Origin of the sequence: Brevibacillus sp. FIR094 (genome assembly GCF_050477165.1) — a bacterium.
Taxonomy (GTDB): domain Bacteria; phylum Bacillota; class Bacilli; order Brevibacillales; family Brevibacillaceae; genus Brevibacillus.
This window is the reverse complement of record NZ_JBEAES010000003.1, coordinates 1-15,204: the sequence shown is the minus strand read 5'-3', so window position 1 is coordinate 15,204 and position 15,204 is coordinate 1. Positions and strand designations below refer to the sequence as shown.

Annotated in this window: 14 protein-coding genes; 3 read left to right on the top strand and 11 right to left on the bottom strand. The window is 47.3% G+C overall.

What is annotated here, in order from left to right:
• Nucleotides 1-6: 6 nt before the first annotated feature.
• Nucleotides 7-144 (top strand): hypothetical protein, encoded by a 138-nt coding sequence (locus ACQ5DJ_RS03085; RefSeq protein ID WP_429841127.1) that lies wholly within the window; start codon nucleotides 7-9, stop codon nucleotides 142-144.
• Nucleotides 145-171: 27 nt separating this feature from the next.
• Here ACQ5DJ_RS03085 and ACQ5DJ_RS03080 read toward each other — a convergent pair whose 3' ends face one another.
• The 4 genes from ACQ5DJ_RS03080 to ACQ5DJ_RS03065 all read right to left on the bottom strand — a co-directional run bounded on the left by ACQ5DJ_RS03080 (nucleotide 172) and on the right by ACQ5DJ_RS03065 (nucleotide 6,449).
• Nucleotides 172-2,454: an EAL domain-containing protein gene (locus tag ACQ5DJ_RS03080; protein ID WP_429841126.1), complete on the bottom strand. Its 2,283-nt coding sequence runs from the start codon at nucleotides 2,452-2,454 to the stop codon at nucleotides 172-174.
• Nucleotides 2,455-2,576: 122 nt separating this feature from the next.
• Nucleotides 2,577-3,359 carry a Fe-S oxidoreductase gene (locus ACQ5DJ_RS03075; RefSeq protein WP_429841299.1) on the bottom strand — a complete coding sequence of 261 codons (783 nt, stop codon included), beginning with the start codon at nucleotides 3,357-3,359 and terminating at the stop codon, nucleotides 2,577-2,579.
• 24 nt (nucleotides 3,360-3,383) lie between these two features.
• Nucleotides 3,384-5,129, bottom strand: coding sequence for an ABC transporter ATP-binding protein (locus ACQ5DJ_RS03070; protein WP_429841125.1), 1,746 nt, complete (start codon nucleotides 5,127-5,129; stop codon nucleotides 3,384-3,386).
• A gap of 195 nt (nucleotides 5,130-5,324) precedes the next feature.
• On the bottom strand, nucleotides 5,325-6,449 hold the full coding sequence (locus tag ACQ5DJ_RS03065; RefSeq protein WP_429841124.1) for a P1 family peptidase: 1,125 nt from the start codon (nucleotides 6,447-6,449) through the stop codon (nucleotides 5,325-5,327).
• Between the two features lie 244 nt (nucleotides 6,450-6,693).
• Between ACQ5DJ_RS03065 and ACQ5DJ_RS03060 the strand changes: the two genes are divergently transcribed.
• Complete coding sequence (locus ACQ5DJ_RS03060) at nucleotides 6,694-7,923, top strand: MFS transporter (protein WP_429841123.1); 1,230 nt, start codon at nucleotides 6,694-6,696, stop codon at nucleotides 7,921-7,923.
• A gap of 252 nt (nucleotides 7,924-8,175) precedes the next feature.
• On the top strand, nucleotides 8,176-8,331 hold the full coding sequence (locus tag ACQ5DJ_RS03055) for a hypothetical protein (protein WP_429841122.1): 156 nt from the start codon (nucleotides 8,176-8,178) through the stop codon (nucleotides 8,329-8,331).
• Nucleotides 8,332-8,578: 247 nt separating this feature from the next.
• On the opposite strand, the gene ACQ5DJ_RS03050 is transcribed toward ACQ5DJ_RS03055, so the two are convergent.
• From ACQ5DJ_RS03050 to ACQ5DJ_RS03020, 7 genes are all read right to left on the bottom strand, one after another.
• Nucleotides 8,579-9,790 carry an MFS transporter gene (locus ACQ5DJ_RS03050; RefSeq protein WP_429841121.1) on the bottom strand — a complete coding sequence of 404 codons (1,212 nt, stop codon included), beginning with the start codon at nucleotides 9,788-9,790 and terminating at the stop codon, nucleotides 8,579-8,581.
• Between the two features lie 215 nt (nucleotides 9,791-10,005).
• Nucleotides 10,006-10,632, bottom strand: coding sequence for a LysE family translocator (locus ACQ5DJ_RS03045; RefSeq protein WP_429841120.1), 627 nt, complete (start codon nucleotides 10,630-10,632; stop codon nucleotides 10,006-10,008).
• A gap of 81 nt (nucleotides 10,633-10,713) precedes the next feature.
• Nucleotides 10,714-12,060, bottom strand: a complete 1,347-nt coding sequence (locus ACQ5DJ_RS03040) for a sensor histidine kinase (protein ID WP_429841119.1) — start codon at nucleotides 12,058-12,060, stop codon at nucleotides 10,714-10,716.
• A gap of 7 nt (nucleotides 12,061-12,067) precedes the next feature.
• Nucleotides 12,068-12,757, bottom strand: a complete 690-nt coding sequence (locus tag ACQ5DJ_RS03035) for a response regulator transcription factor (RefSeq protein ID WP_429841118.1) — start codon at nucleotides 12,755-12,757, stop codon at nucleotides 12,068-12,070.
• Nucleotides 12,758-12,768: 11 nt separating this feature from the next.
• On the bottom strand, nucleotides 12,769-13,353 hold the full coding sequence (locus tag ACQ5DJ_RS03030; RefSeq protein ID WP_429841117.1) for a TVP38/TMEM64 family protein: 585 nt from the start codon (nucleotides 13,351-13,353) through the stop codon (nucleotides 12,769-12,771).
• Nucleotides 13,354-13,479: 126 nt separating this feature from the next.
• Nucleotides 13,480-13,974, bottom strand: coding sequence for a GyrI-like domain-containing protein (locus ACQ5DJ_RS03025; protein ID WP_429841116.1), 495 nt, complete (start codon nucleotides 13,972-13,974; stop codon nucleotides 13,480-13,482).
• Nucleotides 13,975-14,056: 82 nt separating this feature from the next.
• Nucleotides 14,057-14,989, bottom strand: coding sequence for a helix-turn-helix transcriptional regulator (locus ACQ5DJ_RS03020; protein WP_429841115.1), 933 nt, complete (start codon nucleotides 14,987-14,989; stop codon nucleotides 14,057-14,059).
• Nucleotides 14,990-15,204: the final 215 nt, after the last annotated feature.

Below are 15,204 nucleotides of genomic sequence, written 5' to 3'. Positions count from 1 at the left end.
TGGAGAATGGAGCGAGTGCAACAAAACGACAGTAATACCACTATGAGCCGCCCTACAGAAGAGCCCAAGCTGCCCGAAGTATGGCTGCGTTTTTTAGAAGCTGTTCAAGAACAATTTTCCGATAACCAATCAAAGAAAGAATAAATGCGAAAAACCCAAGGCCTGATCACGTTATGGATCGAGCCTTGGGTTTGATTTTCTTAGCGGAAAGGAAACCTCCACTGTCGTCCCTTTATTCGGGGTACTCGAAAAATGGATATACCCGTCGTGTGCTTGCATGATTTTATAACAAATCATAAGTCCTAGCCCAGTCCCTTTTTCCTTTGTGCTATAAAAAGGCTCCCCTAATCGTTTCAGCCGTTCTTCCGCCATACCGCAGCCTTGATCAATGATTCTAATCATCAGTTGCTCGCTTTCCTTACGCCTTGCCACGATGCGAATCGTCCCACCATCTTGCATGGACTCAACGGAGTTTGACAGAAGATTCATGAAAAGCTGCTGAATTTGATTCTGATCGCACCAAATCATGCTCCCTTCTACTTCCTGGACATCCAGCACCAGATGATGACACTCTAGCTTCGTTTGCACCAATCGTGTAACCTGTCGCAGCAAATTCGCTAGATTTTTTGGTTCGTACGATTCTGTGCACTCTCTTGATAAAAAGACGTATTCTCGCAGGACACTCTCTAATTGGTGAAATTCAGCTTGCATAATATCAAAATATTCCCGTTTCCATTGATCTCGACGGAGCAATTGTACGAAGCCTTTGATGGAAGTTACCGGATTTCGGATTTCGTGTGCAACCCCGGCAGCCATTTGCCCAATGACGGATAGCTTATCTATCTTTTGTAAAAACTCTTCCGTTTGCACGTGCTTCGTGTGATTTCGAATGATAAATATGACTTGGTTCGTCTCATGTTCTTCCTGAATCACCGGGGTGCCTTTTGCCTCCAGTGTGATCTTTTTGCCATTCCTGTCCGGACATGTAAATGTAATGAGACGAGGCTCCTTCTCCACCATGATCTGACGAATCGTTTGCATAACAAGCCTGCCCGTTTCCAGTGGCAGTACAGCTAACAGGTGTCGATTCACTACTTCATCTGGAGCCATCTCCAGAACGGATTGCACGGATGGTGAAATATACGTAATGATCCCCTGACTATTGATGATCACGATAATGTCAGACAAGTTTTCTGCAATCAATCGATAGGGCGATTCGCTCATTCGTTCTGCTTCTTGTGCTTTTTTCAGCTCAGTAATGTCGACACACGAAGCAATTACTTCCTTCACTCGACCATCGAAAAAGATCGGACGAAAAGCAGCCAGATAGCGAATTCCGTTGACACTGCCTTCGTAAAACACGTTTTGCTCGCCGCTCCACGCTCGCTCATACGATTCCATTTTGCGTGGAATCTCTTCAGTCGGGATCATATTTAGTAAATCTTGTCCAATCACTTGTTCCGGTGTCATTCCCATGCGAAAAAGCATCTCTCCTTCGCACAGCGTATGAATGAACGCATCTCCCTGTTTCCGAAAAGCAAATGTCATGCCTTGTTGCTTGCGAAGAACGTCTCTTCGCTCGCTCTGATCCACTTCGTATGTATCAAAAGCTCGGTGTTGTCCACCATTGAGTAGTAGAAATGCACTGTTCCTAAACCTTTCCTCACGCTTCAACACTCGAGCCAAGTCTTCGGCAGGCATGGGCTCACTAAACCAAAATCCTTGAGCAGAATCACAGCCAAGCTGCCAAAGAAAATCCAGTTGCTCTTGTGTCTCTACACCTTCTGCCGTTACTTGCACGTCCAGACTTCGTGCCATCGCCATGACGGTTTTGATAACAGTCGCCTGCGTGACATCGCTCATGCATTCCTTTACACAGGATTGATCAATTTTTAGCTTGTTCATGGGAAAGCGGGATAGATGTTGAATGCTACTATAGCCCTTCCCAAAATCATCCAGGCTGATTTTTACTCCGATCTTTTTTAATTCTCCTAAAATCTCGATGGTACGCTCCCCATCTCTGGTAGAGTCCTCGGTAAATTCTAGCTCCAAATAGTGCGGCTGTAAGCTTGTTTCGTCTAAGATCGTTTGAATTGTGCTACCTAACTGCTCCGATTCCAAGGCATAGGATGACAGATTCACGCATGTCACAAGAGGTGGTAGTCCAGCGTCCTGCCAAGCTTTGTTCTGCTTGCAAGCCGTTCTGATCACCCATTCCTCTACCAAAAGAATCAACCCGCTCTTTTCTGCAAACAAAAATACCCAATCCGGGGGCAGTAACCCTTTTTGATGATGGTTCCATCTTACGAGAGCTTCTGCTCCGATTATTTTGCCTGTTCTCAGGTCGTAGAGTGGTTGATAATACAGGCTAAGCTGTTGATTGACAACCGCTTGATGAAAATCTCGAACGTAGCGATCCAGTTCCTTTTGGTTCATTGTCTGTATACGAACCACGCCTTCCTGGAAATCATTCTGATTTTTCCAACTTTACCCCTGACTCTACTTTATAGGAAGAGGCTAGCACATGTCCATACGTCAACGGTGTATAGAAAAAACCCTCCACAAAGGAGGGTCAGCTACGCGCGAATTCTCATCAAAGCACGCTCGTCTTCTTTTATCCGCGGACAGGTATAGCAATACTTTTGCTCCCCCGTCTTATAGTACAGACAGCATTGATTCTTGATGCGCACTTTCGCTTGGGGATCACGTATATCTTCAATCCAGCGCACACGCACGCGAAATGGATTTTTTTGTAATCCAAAGCTCTCGCCTTCCAGCTGATGACAGAGGACATCGTAATCAGCCATCACTTGTTGCTTGATGCTATCTTGTTCTACCAACGCCACGAAAGCATCCGTATGGTAATTGAACTTGGTCGGGAACTGTCCCCAGAGCATCGCTTCGGGGTTTCCCGTTACCTTTGCAAGAGTCGTGAGCAACGGGTGCAGGAAGTCTTGGAAATACGCACGATAGCATTCCTTCAGCCAGATTGCGCGCTCTGCAACGCTGGTAGGCGCTTCTACGATCTCATACGCTGGGATCACAAAGGCGAATTGCGGATAATCATCCTCGTAAAACAATTCAATCGTCATATTATCCAGGGTCATGGTAAGTGCACGATTCCAGACAGAGATCATGTACGAAAGACCGAGAGAAGGGCTCGTGAGCCAACTGCTGATGTAAGTACCAGCAGCAGTCAGCTCATGGGCCTTGATTAGCGGAGCATAGATTTGTACGAGCTCATTCATATGCGTCGGGTCTACCAAATCTCTTGCCTTCATCGAAAATAAGGCATTGGGTCTCGGTTTAGAAGTAAGATCAAACCGTTGTGCTATAAAATCGTCATCCCATTCTTGCATCACGATCTCCCTCTCTATTCATTATCAAGAAAAGACGCTGCTCGACTGGTCGAGGTACGTGCCGAACTGTGCTTGATACAGTCTGCTATAGAGGCCTTCACGAGCCAAGAGCTGATCATGACTTCCTTGCTCCGTAATGCCTTGTTCCGTTACAACGATGATTCGATCTGCATTTTTAATGGTAGCCAATCTGTGAGCGATAACCAAAGTCGTACGGCCTTTGGACAATTCCTGTAAGGACTGCTGGATCGCCGCCTCCGTTTCGGTATCGAGTGCAGAAGTAGCTTCATCCAAAATCAGAATCGGCGGGTTTTTCAAGAACATACGCGCAATCGCCAGCCTTTGTTTTTGACCACCGGACAATTTGACTCCACGTTCACCAATGATCGTCTCCAGACCAGCAGGCTGAGAACGGATAAACTCTTCTAGTTTAGCCAGACGTGCTGCCTCCCAGATATCTTCCTCTGAGGCGTTTAATTTTCCATACGCGATATTTTCCCGAATCGTCCCTGAAAAGAGGAACACATCTTGTTGAACGATCCCGATTTGGCTACGCAATGACGCTAACGTGATTTGGCGAATATCCATTCCATCAATGCTGATGCTGCCCCCGTTGATCTCATAAAATCTCGGCAAGAGACTACACAATGTGGTTTTTCCTGCTCCAGAAGGGCCTACAAACGCAATTGTCTCGCCCGCCCGGATGTTCAAATCAATGTTTTGCAATACAGAAGACTCTTGGTCGTAGCTAAACGAAACATTCTTGTACGAGATATCGCCCTTCAACGACTCTACCTGGATCGCATCTGGAGCATCCGCAATATCCGGTTCTGTGTCCATAATTTCGATGTAGCGCTTAAAGCCGGCAATCCCTTTTGGATAGCTCTCGATAATTGCATTAATTTTCTCCAACGGACGGAAAAATACATTCGTTAACAGCAAGAAAGCGACAAATTCACCGTAGGTCAATTCACCTTGAATAACAAACCAGCTGCCGCAAATCAGGACAAACAAATTGACTAAACGCATCAGCACATAACTGACAGAAATATTTTGGGCCATGATTTTGTAGGACAACAGCTTGGTGATCCGGAAACGCTGGTTGTTCTCTGCGAATCTTTTGTTTTCAAATTGCTCGTTGGCAAAAGCTTGTACGACACGCATTCCGCCTACATTGTCCTCAACACGTGCATTGAAATCCGCCATGTCGCCGTACAGACGATGGAAAGCCCCCGTCATTTTACGGTTGAAGTAAACAACGAAGAATATCAAGAGCGGAATCACACAAAACGTAAGCAGCGCCATTTCTTCATTAATATTGAACATCAGGAGGAAAGCACCGATCAGCGTCATCACGGCGATAAACAAATCTTCCGGACCGTGGTGAGCGACCTCCCCGATCTCCATTAAGTCATTTGTTAGGCGAGATAGCAGATGACCCGTCTTGGTATTATCGAAAAAGCGGAAAGAGAGCTTTTGAATATGGTCGTACAGCTTCTTCCGCATATCCGTTTCGATATTAATTCCAAGCATATGTCCCCAGTACGTGACGACATAGTTCATCCCGGAGTTAAGGCCATACAAAGCCAAAAGTCCAATGCACGCCCACACGATCATGTTCCAATCCTTACTTGGAAGTAATTGATCGACAACCATGTTCACTGCAAGCGGAAATCCCAACTCCAACAAGGCAACGAATACTGCACACGTGAAGTCGAGGATGAATAATCCACGATAAGGCCGATAGTAAGAAAAAAATCTGCGAAGCATTGAAGCAGCAACTCCTCTCTCTCAAGAACAACATCAATCATGTATTTGATTTTGAAAATCATTTTCATTATATATGGATTTGCTTTTTATATCGATGCTTTATTGGAATTTTTTTCATCGCGTAGCACATTCGCATAAAAAACGGTTCGAAACTCTTTATCCATCAAGGAATAAGAGGCTCGAACCGGATATCACTCAGCGTAAATCTTGATAAGCAGGTACCCCACCCGCTCCTTTGGCAGAAAGGATCGCATTGATAACCGCTTCCGCCAGCACTTCTACACTCAGCGTCCCGACAAGATTGACCGATGCATCCACGCCCCCTGTCGCGATGGCAAAAATCGTATCTCCATCACTCATCGTGTGAACCGGATGAATCGTTTTTGCGAGTCCATTATGCGCCATTTGCGCGATTTTATTCGCTTGTACTTTATTCAAATTCGCGTTGCTCGCAACCACTGCGATGGTAGTGTTCGTCCCTGCCGGAACCGGAGGAGTTGCAGCATCAATCATCCAGGACAGGCTATCGCGGATATTGCCATCCTCTCCCCTCGCTCCAGCCAAAATTTCTCCTGTGGAGGGTAACCGCACTTCTCCGACGGCGTTCACCGCGACGATTGCACCTACGACGAGACCATTTGGCAGACGGCGAGAAGCTGTTCCAAGCCCACCCTTCATCGCTCGCTTCATCCCAGCCATTTTTCCAACTGTCGCACCGGTTCCTGCCCCAACATTTCCTTGCTGGACTGGCTGTTTGCTGGCAAGACGAGCTGCCTCGTAGCCCATCTGTTGATCCGGACGGATTTTGGCACTGCCGATCGATAAATCAAAAATAACCGCAGCTGGAATGATAGGGACGACGCCCACCCCGACATTGTAGCCTTGTCCCTGTTCTTCCATATAGCGCATAACACCGCTTGCCGCATCCAAGCCATAGGCACTGCCTCCTGTTAAAACAACAGGATTGACCTCCTGGACAGAATTGATCGGATTCAACAAATCCGTTTCGCGCGTCCCAGGTGCAGAACCTCGTACATCTACCCCGCATGCTGATCCTTTTTCCAGTAGGATCACCGTACAGCCCGTCAAGGCCTCCTCATTTTGGACTTGTCCGACTTTTACGCCAGGAACATCGACGATCGTACCATTTGCAAGCTTTGGCTTCTTTCCTTCGCTCGTTTCTTGTCCCGTGGCAGAGCCTGCTGCCAATAACGAACCCGGTACAGCTGCAGCGAGACCAAGCATCGCTGTTCGTTGTAAAAATTTCCGCCTTGATACAGCAGGGGCTACTTGTCCCTCATCATTCCAACCTTTTGCCATGTTCACAACCACCTTTCCTAACGTAAATGGACAACCCTTCTTAGTTGTTTGAAAATTCAGTCTGTTATTTCATGATAGCGCTATCGACCGGAATGCTCAATCCTGCAAAAACGTCAAGATTTCCTCTTATTTCATTTTTGCAATAGTCCGATCATATTTCCGAATTGGTCAGCAGTAAATTGCAGTGCTAGAATGATCAATAACAATATTCCTGCTTTTTAACTGCAAAGGTTGTGACAGAAAGATGGAATTTTCATGGAAACGTAATTTGATTGTGTTATGGATTGGGGTATTTTTCTGTAGCACCGCCTACTCCATCTCCATCCCTTTCCTGCCCATCTTCCTCCATACTTCACTGGGGGTCAATGAGCATCTGGAAGCATGGTCTGGCATTTCGTTTGGCATCACGTTTTTAGCAAGTGCACTCATCTCACCATTTTGGGGCTCTCTTGCGGACAAATATGGACGAAAGCCTATGTTGATTCGCTCTGGATTTAGCCTCGCTTTGTTGTACTTCTTGACGTACTTGATTACGGACCCCTATTTGTTTCTTGTGTTACGGATCTTCCAGGGCTTGCTTGCCGGCTACGTACCTGCCGCCATTGCATTGGTAGCGACGAATACACCAGAAAAAAACGTCGGGTACGCACTGGGGATTATGGCGACTTCGGGTGCAACAGGAGGAATCATCGGTCCGTTGGTTGGCGGTGTCGTCAGTCACGTATGGGGAAACGCGGAGGCTTTCATTTTTTCAGGATTTGTCGTGCTTGTAGCAGCGCTGATCGCTACTTTCTTCGTGAAGGAAACGAACTTGAACCGCTCTGGCAGCCGCTCGAGTGTACGCGAAGATTTGCGCGCTGCGATGGCAAACCGCCCGTTGATGTCCATACTGGGTATGAGCCTGATGGTCACGATTTCCGTTATGCTTCTTGAACCTTTAATAACCGTGTATGTCATGCAATTGGGCGCTTCGCAGCAAGACGCATCCCTCAGCTCCGGCATCATTTTTGCGGCAGTAGGAATCGCGACAGTCATTGCTGCTCCACAATGGGGAAAGCTCGGGACAACGGTTGGCTATTCTAAAATCTTGTTCATCGGCTTAATGGGTGGAGCCATCGGAAATTTACTACAATTCTTCTTCACCAATCTGTATGGATTTGGCATTTTGCGATTCGCGTACGGCCTGTTTTTTGCCGCTGTTTATCCGTCGATCAACGCCATGATTGTAAAAGTCACGGAACCAGAATTTCGCGGTAGAGCGTTTAGCTTGAACCAATCTTCTACGCAGTTCGCGACGATGATGGGGCCAATCATTGGCGGCTTTCTCGGGGGACTCATCCCGATTCGCTTCGTATTTATCATCAATGGTATTGCGCTGTTGATTACTGCCATCCTGATTCGATCGAAACGATCACAATTGGCCGGACAGCCGTTGAAGCAGCAAACAACAGAGCATCAGCTAGCGACGAAGTAACGAGTGTAGCATGATCACAAGCAAAAACTCCCTCTCAAGCGTACAGGTGAGCACCTGACGATGACAGAAGGGAGTTTTTTCACGTGATCCCGCCTTTTCTTCCACGATTGTATTCGCTACAATAGAAGGTATTCAGAGGATGAACAGAAGATTCTGACAACCATAAAGTCAAATTACATACGCCATGAGACTACCCGCATATTCCGATTTGACGAGACCACTCATTTTGTCTGAGGAAAGGGGAACACGTATATGTCGGGGAAAACTGTGCTTTTGCTTATTCTGATCATAATTGGGTTGATCTGTGTCAATCTGTTTGTCTCCAACGGTTTTATTCGCCTGCTTGCCATCGTAGGAATCTTAGGGATTACCTTTGTTCTACAAGGAGCCGTGATTCGAAAGAGGTGAAGCGGACGGTTACCAGCGAAGGTGATCTACACCGTCACGTTGGCTTTTCATGATAACAGCAACGGGCTCGGTTGAAAAATCAAATCCTAGCCCGCCGCTGTTACATTTGTGCAACTAACTCGTGCTCTGTCTCCCCCTCCTCATATGAAGCTGTATTCAAACCCGCTCTGGTGCATCGATATGGACCGGAAAATAACCTCGTCAAGCGGACACGCATGCTTTCATCGCATCCGCCGTCTTTGTACAATTAACGACGAGTTTTTTCCAGCTTGCTGCTGATCATCGAGAGTAATGCTGCACCTAACACCATCACTCCCCCGACCCATGGTGTATGAATCAGTCCAATGTTATCGACGATGATTCCTCCCACGAACGCTCCAATCGCAATGCCGAGATTGAATGCTGCAATGTTAATGGCAGAAGCTACATCAACAGCACTTGGAACGTATTTTTCAGCCAACTGCACGACATATACTTGTAAGCCCGGTACGTTCATAAAAGCAAAGAGGCCCATCAGCATAATCGTGAGCGTTCCCACCCATTTGAAAGGAGCGGTAAATGTTAAGATGATCAGAATGATCGCCTGAATGATGAACATCCAGCGCAGCGCTTTTATTGGATTCTTGTCAGCTGCTTTTCCTCCAACCGTATTTCCAATCGCTACTGCAATCCCATAGACGAGAAGAATCAGACTGACGGCACTCGCTTGATAACCTGTGATTTCTTCCAGAATCGGACCTAAAAATGTAAAGGTTACGAAGGTACCGCCGTAACCAAGTGCCGTAATCGTAAAGACAAGCAACAATGGTAGGTTTGTGATTATTTTCACTTGGTCTTTAATAGAAGCAGGCTTGGCTTTCTTCAGATTACTTGGTACCAGAATCGCTGTCGAGATAAGTGCTATCACGCCAAGAATGGCTACTCCCCAAAAAGTCGCTCTCCATCCGAACATTTGTCCAATAAACGTTCCCAAGGGTACACCTGTAACGGTTGCAACAGTCAGACCCGTAAACATCGTCGCAATGGCGCTGGCACGCTTGTTTTCTGGCACCAGATCGGCTGCAATCGTCGAACCGATGGAGAAAAATACTCCATGAGAAAACGCGGTAAAGAAACGGGCAATGATTAATATCGCAAAACTACTCGACAAGGCTGCCGCACTGTTTCCGACAACAAAGACAATCATCAACAGCATGAGCAGCACTTTACGTGGAATTCGACTTGTGAGTGCTGTAATAATTGGTGCTCCAATAGCTACCCCTAATGCATATCCAGAAATAAGAAGTCCTGCCAAGGTGATGGTTACTTTCAAATCCTGTGCGACTGTAGACAACAAACCGACGATAACAAATTCGGTAGTCCCGATACCAAATGCGCTGATTGCGAGAGCAAGTAAAGCAAGCGTGGCGTTTTTCGCACCAGTTGCTTGCTGCTTCACGTTGGATGTAATCGTGCTCATCTGAGTTGTATCCTCCCTTAATTTTTCTTGCCTTTCACAAAGCATGACCCTTACTTATCGTGATTGGCGAATATGTTGGATCTGAATGCTATTATGTCTCATGCCTCACTTGGCAGGAAGTACGTACTTTCAAGTACCATAGGCACCAAAAAGTACCTTCCACTTATAATCAAGCATTAAAAAAAGCCGGGAAGACTGTCTCCCCGACTCTTACCTTATCTCTCTTGAAGCGCTACTTTTAATCCTAGTAAGATGTAAACAGAACCTACGATCTTACCACTCCAGCGTCCCAACCAGGAAATTCGTTTCACCAGATGCCCCAATGGTCTGATCCTGATCGCAATCAACGCGGTGTAAAAGAACCCCAAGATGGCGAAAATCAGTCCCAGGACAAGGAATTGGAGAATGGCTGTTCCACGCTCCGGATGTACGAATTGCGGCAGAAACGCTAGAAAGAACAACGCTGTCTTCGGATTCAAAACTTCTGCGAGGATGGCTTGCCCATACGATTGCAGCGGCGGCAACGGTGCTACTTTTGGCAGCTCTGGGTCAACCGGTTTTTCAAGCATGGCCCGAACTCCTAAATAGACTAAGTAAGCCGCTCCCGCAAATTTTACGAGATTGAATGCCCATGCAGATGTCATCAAAATCGCGGATAAACCAACCGCAGCAAAAATCGTATGAATGAAGTCGCCGGTGGCAATGCCCAGCCCTGCCATAATCCCTGCTTTACGCCCTCCCTGAACGGTACGCGTCGCAGTTAACAGGACAGCGGGTCCCGGAATTAAAAAGAGGCCGATCACAACAGCCAAAAATGCTCCCATGGTAGTCCAATCAAACATGTGCTCTCCCTCTTTTGTATCGAATATTCAAATTCTCTTCTTATCATAAACGATGTGGAGGGAGAACGATACGGTTTAAGCTTACTTTTCGCCTTCATGAGCCTGTGGCGGAAACAAAATCGTGATGGTCGTTCCCTCACCCACTCTGCTATCCAACGAGATGCTTCCCTTGTGTGCCTCCACGATCCCTTTCACAATCGTCAACCCCAATCCTGCTCCACCGCGTTCCCTTGCTCGCGAGCGATCTCCCCGATAAAAACGCTCAAATACGTACGGAAGGTCCTTTTGATCGATGCCTGTGCCGCTGTCCTTCACTTGCAACCGAACCATCGTACTCGGTTTGTCTACCGTGACTACGACTTCTCCTCCCGCTAGCGTATGCTTGCAGGCATTTGTCAACAAATTGGCCACGATTTGCGCCAATCTCTGCCTGTCCCCTATGATCCAGACAGCGTGCTCTCCTTTGAAGTGAAAATTCACTTGCGCACGGGCAAACGTAGCACTCATCGACTCAGTGACTTCCTTGACAACCTCACGCAGCTCCACTTCTTCACTGCGCATTTGCAAGGAACCCGACTCCACCTGAATCACCTGATCTAAATCGCGGACGAGACGGCTCAAACGCAATACCTCAGACCTTGTGCTTTCGAGATTTTTGGGAGTTGCTTCCCATATGCCGTCGATCATCCCCTCGACTTGCGCCAGCAAGGTGTTCAGTGGTGTTCGCAATTCATGGGCAATATCGGAGGTCAGTCGCTTGCGCAGCTCCTCCTGATGCTCAAGACTTTGGACCAGGTTGTTAAAAGCAGCGACCAATGACGTAACTTCATCCTTGCCTCGAGGCTCCGGGACGCGTATCGACAGATTGCCTCGCGCGACTCGTTGCGCTGCGGTGCTCACTTGGACGACGGGACGCACCATGGTCCTGGCGAGCGGTATGCTGATGATCATGACCAGGATGAGCAGAACAGCCATCGTCCACAACGTCGTGTTTTTATGCGCCCATTGGAAATGACTTTCCAAGGTCATATACGCACTCCGATCATCGTGGCTAATCACCAGTTGCCCGATCATGACCCCCTTACTGACAAGGGGAATCTTGTCTACACTATAATTGCTCGTATGGTCTGGCCGCTTACCCCACTCGTTTTGAACTTGTTGCTGTTTGTCGAGGAGAGTGATATGCAATCCCAAGACCTCAGAAACCGCTTCAAGCTTATGATAGGCTTCCGCTCCCCATCCTTGATTGTCTTGATACGCCTGGAGTGCGACTCGCGAGATTTCTTGGTTATGCTGATTTCTCACTTCATTGGCATACATAGAAAAATGAACATCCATTTCCTTTACGGATAACAACGAGGAAAAAAGAACAGCGCATGCACCCACTGTCATGATCACAAAGGCGAGCTTTACCCAAATATGCTTCATCGTGGCCTCACTTCTTCATGGGATCGTCAAAGCGATAGCCCAATCCATACACCGTCTTGATAAATTCCGGTTGCTTCGGGTCTGCCTCTATCTTTTGGCGAAGATTTTTGATATGCGTATCAATGGTTCGGTCGTATCCTTCAAAATCAAACCCCATGACCTCACGCACGAGCTCCTCCCTGCCCCATGTCCTCCCCGGATAACGGACAAGTGTTGTGAGCAAGCGGTATTCATTTGGCGTAACCTCCAAAGCGACTCCATTTTTCGTGACTCTCTTCTCATTCATTGATATGGTTAAATCGCCTACTTCGATGATATCGGAGAGTGTTGAATAATCACCCGCACGACGCATGACGGCTCGAACACGCGCTACGAGCTCTCTCGGACTAAAGGGCTTGATTAAATAGTCATCAGCGCCAATCGTAAGCCCGCGAATCCGATCCGCCTCTCCACTTTTCGCCGTTAGCATCAAGATCGGGACACGAGACTCTTTGCGAATTTGGACGCAGACTTCTTCCCCGCTCAGATCAGGTAGCATCAGGTCCAAAATGATACAGGTCAATGAAATCGTCGTGGCCATTTCCACTGCTTCCTTGCCTGTTTGGGCGGTCAGAACATGATAGCCTTCCTTTTGCAGATAGGAGGACAATATTTCTAAGATTTGCGGCTCATCATCGACTAGCAAAATGGTAGACATGTGAATCCTCCCTACTCCCCTTGTATTTGGTCCTTTCCTTTTTTCCAGAAAAGCAAAAAGACGAGAGCACCTGCTAGCAAGGCAAAGAGCAAGCGAAACTTGTTTTCACTAAAAGTAATCAGATCATGACCGACGAATGTTTCAAAAACCATCGACGGCACTTTTCCAAGCAAGGTCGCTACTAAAAATTGCGCGAAGGTGATATTCGTCAAAGCCGCACCTAAATTGATCACACCGGAAGGCATCATCGGATTCAACCGGAGCAAAACGATGGCAAGACATTTACGAAAACTCGTCGTTCCATTGATGGCATGTACCCATTTGAACGATTTCAGCTTTTCGCGCCGATCTGCTTTTTTAATCGTGTAGCGGTAAAGGAAAAAGGCTATGCAAGCACCTGCCACCTCTCCCGTTAAGGAAATCAAGAACCCTCCGTACAAGCCAAACACGACCGCATTCGCACCCGATAAAAAAATGGACGGCAGTACACCTGCCACACTGATCACGATGTTCAATACGATACTACCGATAATCCCCAGCATCCCCAAAGAGCGAATCCACTCTGCCAGAGCTTCTATATTCATTATCCAATCCATTCTTCTGTATGACTCCCCTCTACCACTCTCTCTCTAGAGTAATCGAAACTTGTGAAGAAATCATGAAAAAAAGCAAAACAGTCGTAGCCTGATCGACTACGACTGCTTATATTATTTGCTGCACCATTATTCTTCTGAGATCACGATGTACAAATCCACTTGCGTGTTGTTGGGATCAGCGCAGCGTACTCCGTCATATCGTTCGAAATCTCCAGTAAATGTCCGCTTGTTCCCCGGTTGATGGGACCACTCCCACACCTTCGCCCACGCTTCCATCACAACCTCTACCATCGGGCCTACACGAGTCGTAAATACAGCATAGGTAGAAGCCGGCAGAGTCTTGACCGTGAGCTCAGCAGGAAGCTCACCGTTCTTTTCTACAACGGTTCCTACTAATAAGGAGTACTCGCCTGTTTCGTCACTGTCGTAATCGGAATACACACCCAGAACAACACCCGGCTCTTTTTGATGGGGAGTTTTGAAGGGATGCTCTTCTTGATAATAGCGTTGCCACAGTTCCCCAATTTTCGCATTTGGTCCGCATTCCGCCTCATTGGTTGTCCGAATTTGCAAGCCTGCTACACGCATTTCATCCAGTTTCACAATCGTTGGGTTCATCATTAACCACGCTCCTGTAAGAGATTGCTTACATGACTTAGTATAACGACCTGAACCTGACAACTATCTGTCAACGTTTCAACGCTCATTCATAAAGTTTTGTCATTCTTTTTACTGTATCCCGAATTCGTTCCCTCACATGCACTGGCTCATGTACACACAAGGCATCGCCAAAGCTAAGCAGCATGCCGTTTAGCCACTCATCGTCTGTCATCATCGTCCTTACCAAAAGCGAGCCGTCTGGCATGGTCTCAATCCCCTTGGGCTCAAACATATCCCGCACCCTTACATGTACCCTCGAAGAAAATTGGAGGACAAGTGAAATTCGCTCTGCCGTATCCCATTCTTCGAGCCATTCCAGCTTATCTGCTTGTTGATACGGGCGAGGCGAAAACTCCTCTGACAGCACAGTCATGTCTGCAATCCGTGACAAGCGAAACAGACGATCCTCCTGACGCTGTAAACAATAGCCATACACGTACCACACATACCCTTTGATAATCAGTGTTAAAGGCTCAATGGTGCGCTCTGACGCATCGCCTTGCATTTTCGTATAGGTGATCCGCACACGAAGTCTCTTCTCGATGGCTTCCCGCAGCTTGTTTACTTTTTCGGCGATCGCCGGTGTACTGCCCCACGGATTAAAGTCATAAACAACGGGATGTGCACTTCCTTGCAGAGAGGATGGCGCAGTGATGAGCAACGCTTTTATTTTTTCCAGAAGCTGTCCGATTTGCTTATCGGCTGTGGAGGAATGAACCCCTTTAAGCGCAGCAATAACCGCAACCAGCTCGTCCAAGGATAAGTATTGCCGATCGATCGTAAAATTCTCCATGATCTCGTATCCGCCGCTTGCCCCAGGGTACGCTACGATCGGAATTCCAGCTGCGTTAATCGTTTCCAAATCCCGATAGACCGTACGCAAGGATACTTCAAAGTGATCGGATAGTTCACGAGCGCTCACACGGCGCTTATTCAACAGCATGATAACAATAGCGAGTAGCCGTTCTACTTTCATGATTGCCCTCACTTTTCTGATGGAAGTTTGAGTCAACATAGTGGTTGAGAAAAAAAAGCACAGTTCTCTCCGACTCTGACACGCCCGCAAGGGGGATTGACTGTCCTTCTCCACTTAAAAAAGGGGACCGTCGAGCCAAAGCCAACCTACGGGCGGAAGATTCTCAAGGAAGAAGTGTTCGACAAGCGTGGTCCCCTTTTTTAAGTTCCGACTGG

Excerpts from the sequence above, each read along its gene's own strand:
- ACQ5DJ_RS03040 (WP_429841119.1), bottom strand. The coding sequence starts at position 12,060 with ATGAAGCATATTTGGGTAAAGCTCGCCTTTGTGATCATGACAGTGGGT.
- ACQ5DJ_RS03050 (WP_429841121.1), bottom strand. The coding sequence starts at position 9,790 with ATGAGCACGATTACATCCAACGTGAAGCAGCAAGCAACTGGTGCGAAA.
- ACQ5DJ_RS03045 (WP_429841120.1), bottom strand. The coding sequence starts at position 10,632 with ATGTTTGATTGGACTACCATGGGAGCATTTTTGGCTGTTGTGATCGGC.
- ACQ5DJ_RS03035 (WP_429841118.1), bottom strand. The coding sequence starts at position 12,757 with ATGTCTACCATTTTGCTAGTCGATGATGAGCCGCAAATCTTAGAAATA.
- ACQ5DJ_RS03070 (WP_429841125.1), bottom strand. The coding sequence starts at position 5,129 with ATGCTTCGCAGATTTTTTTCTTACTATCGGCCTTATCGTGGATTATTC.
- ACQ5DJ_RS03020 (WP_429841115.1), bottom strand. The coding sequence starts at position 14,989 with ATGAAAGTAGAACGGCTACTCGCTATTGTTATCATGCTGTTGAATAAG.
- ACQ5DJ_RS03065 (WP_429841124.1), bottom strand. The coding sequence starts at position 6,449 with ATGGCAAAAGGTTGGAATGATGAGGGACAAGTAGCCCCTGCTGTATCA.
- ACQ5DJ_RS03075 (WP_429841299.1), bottom strand. The coding sequence starts at position 3,359 with ATGCAAGAATGGGATGACGATTTTATAGCACAACGGTTTGATCTTACT.
- ACQ5DJ_RS03060 (WP_429841123.1), top strand. The coding sequence starts at position 6,694 with ATGGAATTTTCATGGAAACGTAATTTGATTGTGTTATGGATTGGGGTA.
- ACQ5DJ_RS03030 (WP_429841117.1), bottom strand. The coding sequence starts at position 13,353 with ATGGATTGGATAATGAATATAGAAGCTCTGGCAGAGTGGATTCGCTCT.
- ACQ5DJ_RS03025 (WP_429841116.1), bottom strand. The coding sequence starts at position 13,974 with ATGATGAACCCAACGATTGTGAAACTGGATGAAATGCGTGTAGCAGGC.
- ACQ5DJ_RS03055 (WP_429841122.1), top strand. The coding sequence starts at position 8,176 with ATGTCGGGGAAAACTGTGCTTTTGCTTATTCTGATCATAATTGGGTTG.
- ACQ5DJ_RS03085 (WP_429841127.1), top strand. The coding sequence starts at position 7 with ATGGAGCGAGTGCAACAAAACGACAGTAATACCACTATGAGCCGCCCT.